This window comes from Streptomyces sp. NPDC058231, assembly GCF_042882275.1.
Lineage (GTDB): Bacteria > Actinomycetota > Actinomycetes > Streptomycetales > Streptomycetaceae > Streptomyces.
In genome coordinates, this window is record NZ_JBHVWN010000014.1 from 79199 (window position 1) to 92426 (window position 13228).

The 13228-nt window shown below is 70.8% G+C and carries 13 protein-coding genes; 6 read left to right on the forward strand and 7 right to left on the reverse strand.

The genetic code is table 11. From position 1 onward, the window contains the following. Nucleotides 1-16: 16 nt before the first annotated feature. Together ACFVXE_RS13045 and ACFVXE_RS13050 are read right to left on the reverse strand one after the other, a co-directional pair. Complete coding sequence (locus ACFVXE_RS13045; protein WP_389671223.1) at nt 17-1726, reverse strand: threonine/serine exporter ThrE family protein; 1710 nt, start codon at nt 1724-1726, stop codon at nt 17-19. Nucleotides 1727-1922: 196 nt separating this feature from the next. Then, nucleotides 1923-2417, reverse strand: a complete 495-nt coding sequence (locus ACFVXE_RS13050) for an inorganic diphosphatase (protein ID WP_003968257.1) — start codon at nt 2415-2417, stop codon at nt 1923-1925. Nucleotides 2418-2503: 86 nt separating this feature from the next. On the opposite strand from ACFVXE_RS13050, the gene dacB reads away from it, so the two are divergent. From dacB to folE, 6 genes are all read left to right on the forward strand, one after another. After that, nucleotides 2504-4006: a D-alanyl-D-alanine carboxypeptidase/D-alanyl-D-alanine-endopeptidase gene (dacB, locus tag ACFVXE_RS13055; RefSeq protein WP_389671224.1), complete on the forward strand. Its 1503-nt coding sequence runs from the start codon at nt 2504-2506 to the stop codon at nt 4004-4006. A 49-nt stretch (nt 4007-4055) separates the two neighbouring features. Then, nucleotides 4056-5189, forward strand: a complete 1134-nt coding sequence (locus ACFVXE_RS13060) for a zinc-dependent metalloprotease (RefSeq protein ID WP_389671225.1) — start codon at nt 4056-4058, stop codon at nt 5187-5189. Between the two features lie 200 nt (nt 5190-5389). Continuing rightward, the gene (tilS, locus tag ACFVXE_RS13065; protein WP_389671226.1) at nt 5390-6454 is read left to right on the forward strand and encodes a tRNA lysidine(34) synthetase TilS; all 1065 of its coding nucleotides are present in this window, start codon (nt 5390-5392) and stop codon (nt 6452-6454) included. A 99-nt stretch (nt 6455-6553) separates the two neighbouring features. Further along, complete coding sequence (gene hpt / locus ACFVXE_RS13070; protein WP_389671285.1) at nt 6554-7093, forward strand: hypoxanthine phosphoribosyltransferase; 540 nt, start codon at nt 6554-6556, stop codon at nt 7091-7093. Between the two features lie 217 nt (nt 7094-7310). Continuing rightward, nucleotides 7311-9338 carry an ATP-dependent zinc metalloprotease FtsH gene (gene ftsH / locus ACFVXE_RS13075; protein ID WP_389671227.1) on the forward strand — a complete coding sequence of 676 codons (2028 nt, stop codon included), beginning with the start codon at nt 7311-7313 and terminating at the stop codon, nt 9336-9338. Between the two features lie 146 nt (nt 9339-9484). Continuing rightward, nucleotides 9485-10090 (forward strand): GTP cyclohydrolase I FolE, encoded by a 606-nt coding sequence (folE, locus tag ACFVXE_RS13080; protein ID WP_389671228.1) that lies wholly within the window; start codon nt 9485-9487, stop codon nt 10088-10090. A gap of 73 nt (nt 10091-10163) precedes the next feature. Here folE and ACFVXE_RS13085 read toward each other — a convergent pair whose 3' ends face one another. The 5 genes from ACFVXE_RS13085 to folP form a co-directional block, all read right to left on the reverse strand. Further along, a complete protein-coding gene (locus ACFVXE_RS13085) occupies nt 10164-10646 on the reverse strand; it encodes a DUF3180 domain-containing protein (RefSeq protein WP_389671229.1) in 483 nt (160 codons plus the stop codon). Between the two features lie 80 nt (nt 10647-10726). Then, a complete protein-coding gene (gene folK / locus ACFVXE_RS13090) occupies nt 10727-11338 on the reverse strand; it encodes a 2-amino-4-hydroxy-6-hydroxymethyldihydropteridine diphosphokinase (RefSeq protein WP_389671230.1) in 612 nt (203 codons plus the stop codon). Then, nucleotides 11335-11694, reverse strand: a complete 360-nt coding sequence (gene folB, locus ACFVXE_RS13095; RefSeq protein WP_389671231.1) for a dihydroneopterin aldolase — start codon at nt 11692-11694, stop codon at nt 11335-11337. Before folB ends, folK begins: the two co-directional genes overlap by 4 nt. 262 nt (nt 11695-11956) lie before the next feature. Further along, nucleotides 11957-12430, reverse strand: coding sequence for a nuclear transport factor 2 family protein (locus ACFVXE_RS13100; protein WP_389671232.1), 474 nt, complete (start codon nt 12428-12430; stop codon nt 11957-11959). Then, the gene (gene folP / locus ACFVXE_RS13105; RefSeq protein ID WP_389671286.1) at nt 12427-13224 is read right to left on the reverse strand and encodes a dihydropteroate synthase; all 798 of its coding nucleotides are present in this window, start codon (nt 13222-13224) and stop codon (nt 12427-12429) included. Before folP ends, ACFVXE_RS13100 begins: the two co-directional genes overlap by 4 nt. Nucleotides 13225-13228 lie beyond the last annotated feature (4 nt).

Below are 13228 nucleotides of genomic sequence, written 5' to 3' on the forward strand. Positions count from 1 at the left end.
GTCCCGGCGACGACCGTCAGAAGCCGCGCGTCCGCTTGGCCGCGCGGCGGTTCGCCCCGCCGACCGCCCCCGGCACCCGCATGAACAGCCGGGAGATCTCGCTTCCCAGGTTCACCCCGATTGCGATGGCGAGCGCCGTCGCCACGGCGGCGGACAGGGAGGCGAGCCCCTGGTCCAGACGGTTCTGCGCGACGCCGAGCAGGCCGAAGTAGGTGGCCGAACCCGGCAGCAGCGGACCGATCGCCGCCGTGATGAACGGCAGCGACGAGGTGTACCGGTACCGCGAGAGCAACTGCCCGAACAGGCCCACCAGACCCGCCGCCACCGCCGTGGCCGCCACCGGTGAGATGCCCGCGGTCCGTGCCATCGCCCCGTAGATCACCCAGGCCACCCCGCCGTTGAGGGTCACCGCGAGCACGGTGGACCGCTCCTGCTGCAGCAGGATGGCGAAGGCGAAGCAGAGCGCCATCGACGCCAGGATCTGCACCACCGGCCGGTCGTGGATCACGAACCGGGCCTCCGGATTCAGCTGGCCGCCCAGCTGCAGCCCCAGATACAGGACCAGCAGGACCCCGGTGACGATGCCGATGAAGAAGTACATGACTTCGAGGAGCCGGGCCGCCGCGGTGATGTAGTAGCCGGTCAGGCCGTCCTGGACGCCCGCCACCAGGGCTCGCCCCGGCAGCAGCGCGAACAGTCCACCGGTGATGACGGCGGAGGGCCGCACGGCCGTCGAGTGGGTCAGGGTCAGCGCGACCCCCAGCGCCGCCGGGGGCATCGCGGCCACCACGAACTGGTAGAACTCCGGGAGCCCGCGCCCGGCGCAGAGCCAGGCCAGCCGGTCGCCGAGCATGGCGCCGACCGCCGCCACCACGAAGACCAGTGCGTTGCCGCCCACCAGCACCGACGCCGCGCCGGCCAGCCCGCCGCCGGCCAGGGTCAGCACCCAGCCCGGGTACGGGTGCCGGTTGCGGCGGATCTCGGCGAGCCGCCGGTACGCCTCCTCCAGGGAGACCTCGACGTCCTCGTGGGTGATGTCGTCGATGAGCCGGAAGACTGCCGCCAGCCGGGTGTAGTCGGTGCCGCGGCGGCGTACGGTGCGGCTCGCCGTCACCGGGTCGTCGACCAGCGAGGGCTGGTGCGAGATCGACAGCAGGGTGAACGTGACCGTGGGCTCGCAACGGTCCAGGCCGTACGAGCGGGTCACCGCGAACATCGCGGCCTCGACGTCCTCCGCGCCCTCGCCGCCCGCGAGCAGCAACTCCCCGATACGCAGTGTCAGGTCGAGCACACGCGGCACCGCGGGCCCCACGTCGTCGTGCTTCTGCACCGGCTCGGGCGCCGGCCGCTCGGCGACCGGCATCCGCAGCATCGTGCGCATCCGGTCCTGCCAGGGAGCCTCCTTGGTCAGCCGGACCATCGGAATGCCGTGTGCGGGGGTGAACGCGGGCGGTGACTCCCTGGCGCTGTACGTACGCGGCGGCGCGAAGGCCGAACCGATCGTGTCCGAGCCCGATCCGGAACCCGAAGCGGAACCTGAACCAGGGCCGGATCCGGACCCCTGCGGCTCGGTGGGCAGACCGGCCGGGAGGGCGAACTCCGAGGTGGGGTGGTCTTCCTCCGGCGGGCCTGCGGTGCGCCCTACCCCGGCCGGTGGGACGAAGGCGCTCCGCGCCTCGTCGGACTGGGGCTTCTGGTCCTCGGGACCGCCCGGTTCCGCCACCACTCGACCTCGCTCATTCTTGGCTGCGCGTCTTCGGTTGCGCTCCTGCCCAGTATGGGCGCGGACATGGCCATGGACACGGAACGGGCGGCACACCAGGACATAAGGTGTGCCGCCCGTTCCTCGCGCGGAACCATAAACGGAATCGCGAGAAAGACCGCGGTCAAGCCTGTGGGCCGACTACCGGCACCCGCAGGTGTCAGTGCGCGCCGCCCTGCGCCTCAAGGCGCTTGTAGGAAGCCTCGATCTCGGCCTCGGCCTCGGCGCGGCCGACCCAGTCGGCGCCCTCGACGGACTTGCCGGGCTCCAGGTCCTTGTAGACCTCGAAGAAGTGCTGGATCTCCAGGCGGTCGAACTCCGACACGTGGTGGATGTCGCGCAGGTGCTCCACCCGGGGGTCGGAGGCCGGGACGCACAGCAGCTTGTCGTCGCCGCCGGCCTCGTCCGTCATGCGGAACATGCCGATGGCGCGGCACTTGATGAGGCAGCCGGGGAAGGTCGGCTCGTCCAGGATGACCAGCGCGTCCAGCGGGTCGCCGTCCTCGCCGAGAGTGTTCTCGACGAAACCGTAGTCCGCCGGGTAGCTGGTCGAGGTGAAGAGTCGACGGTCCAGGCGGATCCGACCGGTCTCGTGGTCCACCTCGTACTTGTTCCGCGAACCCTTCGGGATCTCGATGGTGACGTCGAACTCCACGGGTGGCTCCTCCATGATCAACACATACGACTGGTGATTAAGTGTCCCCCACGGAGATGCGTGCTCGCGAAAGGGGCTGGTCAACGGTGACCGAGCCGGTGAAAAGACCGTCGATCAACCCGTTGAACGCATTGCGCGGGCCGGCCGTGGCGGGCTGCCTGAACAAGGTGTACGGATCGAGCAACTGGCAGTTCACGGCAGGCTCCGCCGTCCTCGGCCTGGCGCTCGCAGCCGGCGCCGTCCTCGCCGCCGGTCCCTGGGACTCGGGTCAGCGTAAGGCCGAGCAGCAGTGGGCCGCCGCCCGGGACCGCACAGGTGGCGCACATCACCAGCCCGCCGCGCCGGCCGCGGCCGCGCCGGCCCCCGCCCCGAGTGCCCCGGCCGTCCTCGCCGCGCTCGGCACCGCGGAGGGACAGACCGCCGCGGACGCTCCGGACGGCGCGACGGCCGCGCTCCGCGACCGTCTCACCGGGCTGCTGGACTCCCCCGCGCTCGGCACCGTACGCACCGCCGTCGTCATCGACACCGCGACCGGCAGGCGGCTGTACGGGAAGGGCGCCGGCACCGCGATGACGCCCGCCTCCACCGTCAAGATCGCCACCACGGTGGCCGCGCTCTCCGCCCTCGGCCCCGACCACCGCATCGCCACGACCGTCCGGGCCTCCCCGGACTCCCGCACCCTCACCCTGGTCGGCGGCGGCGACCCGACCCTCGACCGGGCGGCGCTGCGCTCACTGGCCGCCGACACCGTGCGCGCGCTGCGGGACCGCGGTGTCGGCACCGTCCGGCTCGCGTACGACACCTCCCGGTACTCCGGACCCGCGCTGCACCCGATCGGCCCCAACGAGAATCTCGCCCCGGTCAGCGCCCTGATGATGGACGAGGGCCGGCTCGACCGCACGGACTCCGGACCCGCCCCGCGCAGCGGCGACCCGGCCGGCGACGCCGCCCGCACCTTCGCCGGACTGCTGAACGACGCCGGCGTCGGCACCGGGCCGGGACCCGCGCGGGGCAGGGCGGCCGCGAATTCCCGGCCGGTCGCCAAGCATCTCTCCGCCCCGCTGTCCGGCCTGGTCGAGCGGGCCCTGACCAACAGCGACAACGACATCGCCGAGGCACTGGCCCGGCAGACCGCCCTGGCCGCGGGCGAACCGGCCGACTTCAAGGGCGCCCGACGGGCCGTCACGGCGCAGCTGAAGAAGCTGCACCTGCCGCTGACCGGAGCGAACTTCGCCGACGGCAGCGGGCTGAATCGTCAGGACAAGGTCACCGCGGGACTGCTGGCGGGGCTGCTGGCCCGCGCCGCCGACCCGGACCGCCCCGAACTGCGCCCCGTGCTCACCGGCTTGCCGGTGGCCGGCTTCAGCGGCACCCTCCGCGACCGGTACACCGTGAAATCGCCCGGCACCGGCCTGATCCGGGCCAAGACCGGCACCCTCACCGGGGTGAACACCCTCGCCGGAACGGTCGTCGACGCGCAGGGGCGGCTGCTCGCGTTCGCCTTCCTGTCCTCCGGCACGACCTCGCCGTCCGAGGCCCAGTCCGCCCTCGACGCCCTCGCCACGAGCCTCACGTCCCACCCCCGATGAGCCGGTCGACAGCACACCGCGAACGGACCCGAGCACGTACGGTTGACGCATGACGAGCATCGGTGGTGCCGAGATGGTCGACTGGAATCTGGCGGTCGCGACCGCGACCCGGCTTGTGCGGCCGGGCCCCGACATCAGCCGCGAGGAGGCCCGCGAGGTCGTCGCGGAGCTGCGCCGGCATGCCAAGGCCGCGGAGGAGCACGTCCGTTCCTTCACCCGGATGATCCCGGAGGGGACCGAGCCGGAGGACACCCCGGTCCTGGTCGTCGACCGGACCGGCTGGATCAAGGCGAACGTCGCGGGCTTCCGCGAACTGCTGCGCCCGCTCCTGGAGAAGATGCAGGACCGGCGCCCGAACGGACCCGGCGGCGCCGTGCTCGGCGCGGTCGGCTCCAAGGTGACCGGCGTCGAGCTGGGCATGCTGCTGTCGTTCCTGGCCTCCCGGGTCCTCGGACAGTACGAGACGTTCGCCCCGTCGGGCCGTGAACTCCCGGCCGCGGTCGACGGCGGCGGGCGGCTGCTGCTCGTCGCGCCGAACATCGTCCACGTCGAGCGGGAACTCGACGTGGACCCGCACGACTTCCGGCTCTGGGTCGCGCTCCACGAGGAGACCCACCGCACCCAGTTCACCGGCGTGCCCTGGCTCCGGGACCACCTCCAGGGCGAGATCCAGGCGTTCCTCGACGAGACCGACGTCGACCCGATGACCGTGCTGGAGCGGCTCCGCGAGGCCGCCCAGTCGCTGGCGGGCAGCACCCCCGAGGGCGAGGAGGGTGAGGACGGCGGCCGCAGCCTCGTCGAGCTCGTCCAGACCCCCGCCCAGCGCGAGATCCTGGGCCGGCTCACCGCCGTGATGTCGCTGCTCGAAGGCCACGCCGACTACGTGATGGACGGTGTGGGGCCGGAGGTCGTGTCCTCCGTCGGGGAGATCCGGGAGAAGTTCCAGCAACGCCGCGCGCGCGGCGCGAGCCATCTCGACCAGGCACTGCGCAAGCTCCTCGGCCTCGACGCCAAACTGCGCCAGTACCGGGACGGCGAGCGGTTCGTGCGCGCCGTGGTCGACGAGGTGGGCATGGACGGCTTCAACCGGGTCTGGACCTCCCCGAACACGCTCCCCACCAAGGCCGAGATCGCCAGGCCTGCGGAGTGGATCGCGAGGGTGCACCGTAGGGCAGAGCCGTGATCATGAGGCGGCCGACGGCGGAAGCCCGAAGAAGTACGCCCCGGTAATCACCCATCCGAGGGACCGTGGAGGCATGGAAAGGCGTGCAATGCTCGATGGACGGCCTGGCTCTGTCACCATCGACGCACTCTGAGTGACGGCACTCCTGTTCCGTCGCTCCGAGACGCCCCCCAAAAAAACCTTCACGAAGGGCACCGGACATGGGTCCCCATCCTGCGGTCGCGGCGATACGCCTGGCGGTCCGCCGCGTACTCCACGACGTACTGAACGAATTCGCCGATCGCGTCCAGCGCCCCGAGCTCGCCGAAGCCGGCAGCTGCGGTCGGCGCCGCGCGCTTCCCGAGCGCCCCGACACGCCGCTCGTACTGGTGGCCTGCTCGGGCGGCGCCGACTCCATGGCGCTCGCCTCCGCGCTGGCCTTCGAGGCCCGCAAACTCGCCGTCCGGGCCGGCGGCATCACCGTCGACCACAACCTCCAGGACGGGTCCGACACCCGCGCCGCCGAGGTCGTCGCCCGCCTCGCCGCCATGGAGCTCGACCCGGTCGAGGCCGTCGCCGTCCACGTCGGCCGTGACGGCGGACCCGAGGCTGCCGCCCGCGACGCCCGCTACGCGGCCCTGGACGCCGCGGCGGAGCGCCACGGCGCCACTGCCGTCCTGCTCGGCCACACCCGCGACGACCAGGCGGAGACGGTCCTGCTCGGCCTCGCCCGCGGCTCCGGCATCCGCTCGCTCTCCGGCATGGCCGCCGCGTCCGGCCCGGCCGGCCGCTACCGCCGCCCCTTCCTGCAGCTCGACCGGCAGACCGCCCGCAAGGCGTGCCTCGTCCAGTCGCTGCCCGTCTGGGACGACCCGCACAACGTCGACCCCGCCTACACCCGCTCGCGGCTGCGTCACGAAGGCCTGCCCGCTCTGGAGAAGGCCCTCGGCAAGGGGGTCGTCGAGGCCCTCGCCCGCACCGCCCAGCTCTCCCGCGACGACGCCGACGCCCTGGACACCTGGGCGGCCGAGGCCGACAGCGCCGTACGGGACGACACCGGGGAGCTGGAATGCGCCAAGCTGTACGCGCTGCCGCCCGCGGTACGCCGGCGGGTGCTGCGCAGGGCAGCCGTGGAGGCGGGTGCTCCGGCCGGTTCGCTCTTCGCCCGGCACATCGAGGAAGTCGACCGGCTGATCACCGGCTGGCGGGGCCAGCAGGCCATCAACCTCCCCGGCCGAGTCGAAGCCCTGCGCCAGGGTGGCAGACTGGTGATTCGGCAGAGCTGAAGCACAAGCGGCTGACATGCAGGCGAGCGGCCGCGCACGGCCGGGGCACCACCCCGGACCGGGCAGGCAAAGAAAGAGACGCGGGTGAACGAGAAGGACATGGGCAACGACCTTCAGTCGGTGCTCCTCACCAAGGAAGAGATCGACGCCAAGCTCGTCGAGCTGGCCGCGAAGATCGACGCGGAGTACGCGGGCAAGGACCTGCTCATCGTCGGTGTCCTCAAGGGCGCCGTGATGGTGATGGCGGACCTGGCGCGCGCGCTGTCCACCCCCGTCACGATGGACTGGATGGCCGTCTCGTCGTACGGCGCGGGCACCCAGTCCTCCGGTGTCGTCCGGATCCTCAAGGACCTGGACACCGACATCAAGGGCAAGCACGTCCTGATCGTCGAGGACATCATCGACTCGGGCCTGACCCTGTCCTGGCTGATGTCGAACCTCGGTTCGCGCGAGCCCGCCAGCCTGGAGATCTGCACCCTGCTGCGCAAGCCGGACGCGGCGAAGGTCGCGCTCGACTGCAAGTGGGTCGGGTTCGACATCCCCAACGAGTTCGTCGTCGGCTACGGGCTGGACTACGCGGAGAAGTACCGCAACCTGCCGTTCGTCGGCACGCTCGCGCCGCACGTCTACGGCGGCTGACACCGCCGCGGGCCTTTCCCCGGCCCGTCCCAGGGCCGGGTGCGCTCTCCGGGGAACCCCTGACGGTTTCCCGCCGTTGAAGCCTTCGAAGGCCGGTTTGACAGACGTCCCAGGCAGTCGCAGGTGACAATGCTGGGGTACCGTCCGAAGAACAGTCTTTTCTCACAGCAGCATTTACCTACGGGCAGGAGGGACGGGGCGACTTCGCTCCGTATGGATGGACGTGAAGCGATACTTCCGTGGGCCGGTCATGTGGATCGTGCTGGCCGTCCTCGCCGTGGTCGTGTTGATGCAGGTCGTCGGCTCGTCGGGCGGCTACAAGACGGTGGACACCGGCAAGGTGATCCAGGCGATCAGCAAGGACCAGGTGGAGCAGGCCAAGCTGACCACCGGTGACGAACAGATCCTCAAGATTGAGCTGAAGAACGGCCAGAAGCTCTCGGGCGAGTCCGGCAGCAAGTTCCAGGCGAGCTACATCGGCGACCAGGGTGTCCAGCTGGCCGACACGCTGCAGAAGAAGTTCGAGAGCGGTGACATCGAGAAGGGTTACACCGTCTCGCCGTCGAAGCAGTCCCCGTTCGTCTCGATCCTCCTCTCGCTGCTGCCCTTCGTCCTGATCGTGGTCGTCTTCCTGTTCCTGATGAATCAGATGCAGGGTGGCGGCTCCAAGGTCATGCAGTTCGGCAAGTCCAAGGCCAAGCTGATCACCAAGGACACCCCGAAGACGACCTTCGCCGATGTGGCGGGGTCCGACGAGGCCGTCGAGGAGCTCCACGAGATCAAGGAGTTCCTCCAGGAGCCGGCGAAGTTCCAGGCCGTCGGCGCCAAGATCCCCAAGGGTGTCCTGCTGTACGGGCCTCCCGGTACGGGCAAGACGCTGCTCGCACGCGCCGTCGCGGGCGAGGCGGGCGTTCCCTTCTACTCGATCTCCGGTTCCGACTTCGTCGAGATGTTCGTCGGTGTCGGTGCCTCCCGGGTCCGTGACCTCTTCGAGCAGGCCAAGGCGAACGCCCCGGCGATCGTCTTCGTCGACGAGATCGACGCCGTCGGCCGGCACCGCGGTGCGGGCCTCGGCGGCGGTCACGACGAGCGCGAGCAGACCCTGAACCAGCTGCTCGTCGAGATGGACGGCTTCGACGTGAAGGGCGGCGTCATCCTGATCGCCGCCACGAACCGGCCGGACATCCTCGACCCGGCGCTGCTGCGTCCGGGCCGCTTCGACCGGCAGATCGCGGTCGACCGGCCGGACATGCAGGGCCGTCTCGAGATCCTCAAGGTGCACCAGAAGGGCAAGCCGGTCGCCCCGGACGTCGATCTCGGCGCCGTGGCCCGTCGTACGCCCGGCTTCACCGGTGCCGACCTGTCGAACGTGCTGAACGAAGCGGCGCTCCTGACGGCGCGCAGCAACCGGAAGCTCATCGACAACGAGATGCTGGACGAGGCGATCGACCGCGTCGTGGCGGGCCCGCAGAAGCGGACCCGGATCATGTCCGACAAGGAGAAGAAGATCACCGCGTACCACGAGGGCGGACACGCCCTGGTCGCGGCGGCTTCCCCCAACTCGGACCCGGTGCACAAGATCACGATCCTCTCCCGCGGCCGTGCCCTCGGTTACACGATGGTGCTGCCGGAGGAGGACAAGTACTCCACGACGCGCAACGAGATGCTCGACCAGCTGGCATACATGCTGGGCGGGCGCGCGGCCGAGGAGCTGGTCTTCCACGACCCGACCACCGGCGCTGCGAACGACATCGAGAAGGCCAGTGCCACGGCCCGCGCGATGGTCACGCAGTACGGCATGACGGAGCGGCTCGGCGCCATCAAGTTCGGCGGCGACAACACCGAGCCCTTCCTGGGCCGGGAGATGGGCCACCAGCGCGACTACTCGGAAGAGGTCGCGGCGCTCGTCGACGAAGAGGTCAAGAAGCTCATCGAGACCGCGCACAACGAGGCCTGGGAGATCCTCGTCGAGAACCGCGACGTTCTCGACAACCTGGTCCTCCAGCTGCTGGAGAAGGAGACCCTCGGCAAGGAGCAGATCGCCGAGATCTTCGCCGGAATCGTGAAGCGTCCGGCCCGCCCGGCGTGGACCGGCTCCGCACGGCGCACGCCGTCGACACGGCCTCCGGTGCTCTCGCCGAAGGAGCTCGCGTTGACCAACGGCGTCACCACAGCGAACGGTTCGTCGCCGACGGACACCGCTCCGGCGACCGAGGCGGTCCCGGAGGACCGCCCCGAGAGCTAGTACCGGCCCCGGTGTGGTCCCCGTCACGGGGATACCACCGGTACCGGAATGGATGCCGTGCCCCCCAGGTTTTAGCCTGTGGGGGCGCGGCATTTTCGTATGCCTGCGCGAATATGCGCAGGTGACAGTTGAGGAACGAGGAACAGATGACCGACCCGGTGACGCTGGACGGCCAGGGTTCGATCGGTGAGTTCGACGAGAAGCGGGCCGAGGCCGCGGTACGCGAGCTTCTGATCGCCGTCGGCGAGGACCCGGACCGTGAGGGGCTGCGTGAGACGCCGGGGCGGGTGGCGAGGGCGTACAAGGAGATATTCGCGGGCCTGCACCAGCAGCCCGAGGACGTCCTGACGACGACGTTCGACCTCGGCCACGACGAGATGGTGCTGGTCAAGGACATCGAGGTGTTCTCGACCTGTGAGCACCACCTGGTGCCGTTCCGCGGGGTCGCGCATGTCGGGTACATCCCGGCGACCAGCGGAAAGATCACCGGTCTGTCGAAGCTGGCCCGGCTGGTCGACGTCTACGCCCGGCGCCCGCAGGTCCAGGAGCGGCTCACCACGCAGATCGCCGACTCGCTGATGAGGATCCTGGAGCCGCGCGGCGCCATCGTCGTCGTCGAGTGCGAGCACATGTGCATGTCGATGCGCGGGATCCGCAAGCCCGGGGCGAAGACGCTGACCTCGGCGGTACGCGGGCAGCTCCGTGACCCCGCGACGCGCGCCGAGGCGATGAGCCTGATCATGGCGCGCTGAGTGCGCTGAGCGCCGTGGCGGTCCTCCCGGGCCCGGGAGGACCGGCGTCCGCCGGAAGCGTCGGACGCGCCGCTCAGGCGGAGGCGGCGCCCTTGTCGTCGTCCTTGTCCTCCGGGAGCTTGCAGACGCGCTCCAGGAACAGGGCGGCGGCGATCACCCCGATGCCGGCCAGCACCGCGAGACCGGCGTAGATCGCCTGGTCGCGGCGGGCGGGGATGTCGAGCGAGCCGAGCAGGAAGACCCCTGTGCCGCCGTACAGGCCGGCGACCAGCGACACGACCAGGGCGCTGGCCTGGCCGAAGACCACGGCGCGGGCGGCCATCATCGGCTCGACGCCCTTCGCGCCCGGGCGGCGCTCCCGCTGGGCGCGGAGCCGGGAGCGGATGGAGAGCGCCGTCGCGAGCAGGATGACGGCGATCACCGCGAGCACGATGGGCGCGGCGATGGGCACGCTGGGCAGCGTGGCGAGCGAATCCCAGAGGCGGGCGCCACCCCAGGACAGGACGCCTGCCGCGGCGAAGAGACCGGCCAGTACCCCGAGCCGTAGTTGCTTCACCGAGAGAGCCGCCCTTCGCCGCCGGTCGACCGGACCGTCTGTCCGGCTGTGTCCTTGCTGATCCGTCCTGAGCCTAACGACTACTCGGGCAGGCGGAGTTCCAGATCGGTTCGTGGTTGCACCCCGTCGCGTCCGACGGCGCCGAGCAGATCGGCGACCGGGCCGTGCCCGGGCAGCTGGGCCGTCGGGTCGACGTCGTGCCACGGGGCGAGGACGAAGGCCCGCTCGTGGGCGCGCGGGTGGGGCAGGACGAGCGCCGGGTCGTCGGAGACCACGTCCGCGTACGCCACGATGTCCACGTCGATGGTGCGGGGGCCCCACCGCTCCTCACGGACCCGGTCGAAGGCCTCCTCGATGGCCTGGCCGCGCTCCAGGAGGGAGGACGGCGGAAGCGTCGTCCTCACGACGATCACCGCGTTGAAGTACGACGGCTGGGAACCGGGAGCGACGCCCCACGGCTCCGTCTCGTACACCGGGGAGATCGCCTTGACCCGCAGGCCGGGGGTGTCCTCCAGGGCGTCGATGGCGCCCTGCAGGGTCTCCATGCGGTTGCCGAGGTTGGAGCCGAGCGAGATCACGGCCGATTTGGGGTTGGAAAGGGTGATGTCCGCGGCGTCCACCTGCTCGACCACGGATGCGGGAACCGGCTGTACGGTCGGGTCGCTCTGCCCCTCGGTAGAAAATGCAGTCATGCTCGGCTCCGGGTGATGGTGATGGTCACATCGTCGAACGGGACGGTGATCGGCGCGTCCGGCTTGTGCACGACGACCTCCACCTCCTCGACGCCTTCGTGTCCCAGGCACTTCTGGGCGATGCGTTCCGCGAGCGTCTCGATCAGATCGACCGGCTCTCCCTGCACGATGCCGACGACTTCCTCGGCGACCACGCCGTAATGCACGGTCTTGGCCAGGTCGTCGGCGGCTGCCGCGGGGCGGGTGTCGAGGCCGAGAACCAGGTCCACGATGAACGTCTGACCCTCTTCCCGCTCCCGGGGAAAGACGCCATGGTTCCCACGGGCCTTGAGGCCGCGCAGCGCGACACGATCCACGCGAATCACTCCTGCTGTTGTTGGTCCTTCGGGCACCGGGCCGGGTGCGGGCGGCGAGGTGCCCTCTTTTGAATCTACCTGCGAGCACCGACAGTGCTCGCCCGCGGGGCTGTGGACGGGGCCGCGCGGGCCGGTAGCCGCCTCGCCTACCCCGCGGCCCGGAGTCCAATCCCCTCCAGGGCCCACCTCCTCGTCGGGCCGTCCCGGGAGTACGGGTCCGATGAGGACACCACCGGGAGGGCGCCCTCAGCCGGAGGACGGCTCAGGAGGGCGACTCGTCCTCGTCCTCGTCGTCCGAATCGGCCAGTACCGGCGACCCGTGGTGCGACCAGAGCTTCCAGCCGTCCGGGGTCCGGCGGAAGACATTGGTGGCGACGACGAGTTGGCCGACCAGCGGTCCGAGCTCGCTGCCGTCCTCGGCCGGGCCGCCGCTGAGGATGTTCTCGGTGCACGTCACCAGCGCCGTGTCACCGGTCATCGAGACCCCGACATCGGTCAGGAAGAACTGGATGTACTCGGTGTTCGCCATGATCAGCGCGTAGCTGCGCAGTACCTCACCGCGCCCGGTGAGCACCGGCCAGCCGGGGTGGACACAGGAGATCGTGAGGTCCTCGCCCGGCAGCCAGAGTCCGGAGAGTCCGTCGAAGTCACCGCGTTCCATCGCCTCGTAGAACGAGGTGTTCGCCCGTTCGACCGCCTCGATGTCGGCGGCCACCTGCTCCTGGTCGTCGCTCACGCGGCTCCCTCGACGGCGCGGGCGACCCGTACGGCGTCGGCGGTCGCCCGGACCTCGTGGACCCGGACCGCCCACGCACCCGCCTGGGCGGAGATCGCGGAGATCGCTGCGGTGGCCGCGTCGCGTTCGCGGGCCGGCGGCGGGGCGGAGCCCTCACCGGCCAGCACATGGCCGAGGAACCGTTTGCGGGAGGCCGCGACGAGCAGCGGGCGGCCCAGGGCACGCAGCTCGTCGAGGTGGGCGACGAGCGAGAGGTCGTGGCCGGCGTCCTTGGCGAAGCCGAGTCCGGGGTCGATCACGATCCGTTCGGGGGCGACGCCGCCCGCGACCACCGCGTCCATCCGCTCCCGGAGCTCCGCGGCGACCTCGGCGACGACGTCCTCGTACACCGCCCGGCTGTTCATGGACTCGCTGAAGCCGCGCCAGTGCATGACCACGAACGGGGCTCCGGCCGCGGCGACGACCGGGATCATGTCCGGGTCGGCGAGGCCGCCGCTCACATCGTTGACCAGGGCCGCACCGGCGGCGACCGACTGCTCGGCGACGCGGGCCCGCATGGTGTCCACGGAGACTGTGACGCCCTCCCGGGCCAGCCCCCGGACGACCGGGATCACGCGCCGCAGCTCCTCGGACTCGTCCACCCTGCTGGCACCCGGGCGGGTCGACTCGCCGCCGACGTCGACCAGGTCGGCGCCCGCGGCGACCAGATCGAGGCCGTGCTTGATGGCAGCCGTGGTGTCGAACCAGCGACCCCCGTCGGAGAAGGAGTCGGGGGTCACATTGACGACACCCATGACC

What these genes read in the sequence shown, in the direction of transcription:
- ACFVXE_RS13060 (WP_389671225.1), top strand. Translation starts at nt 4,056, where the DNA reads ATGACGAGCATCGGTGGTGCCGAGATGGTCGACTGGAATCTGGCGGTC.
- tilS (WP_389671226.1), top strand. Translation starts at nt 5,390, where the DNA reads ATGGGTCCCCATCCTGCGGTCGCGGCGATACGCCTGGCGGTCCGCCGC.
- hpt (WP_389671285.1), top strand. Translation starts at nt 6,554, where the DNA reads ATGGGCAACGACCTTCAGTCGGTGCTCCTCACCAAGGAAGAGATCGAC.
- ftsH (WP_389671227.1), top strand. Translation starts at nt 7,311, where the DNA reads ATGGACGTGAAGCGATACTTCCGTGGGCCGGTCATGTGGATCGTGCTG.
- folE (WP_389671228.1), top strand. Translation starts at nt 9,485, where the DNA reads ATGACCGACCCGGTGACGCTGGACGGCCAGGGTTCGATCGGTGAGTTC.
- folK (WP_389671230.1), bottom strand. Translation starts at nt 11,338, where the DNA reads ATGACTGCATTTTCTACCGAGGGGCAGAGCGACCCGACCGTACAGCCG.
- folP (WP_389671286.1), bottom strand. Translation starts at nt 13,224, where the DNA reads ATGGGTGTCGTCAATGTGACCCCCGACTCCTTCTCCGACGGGGGTCGC.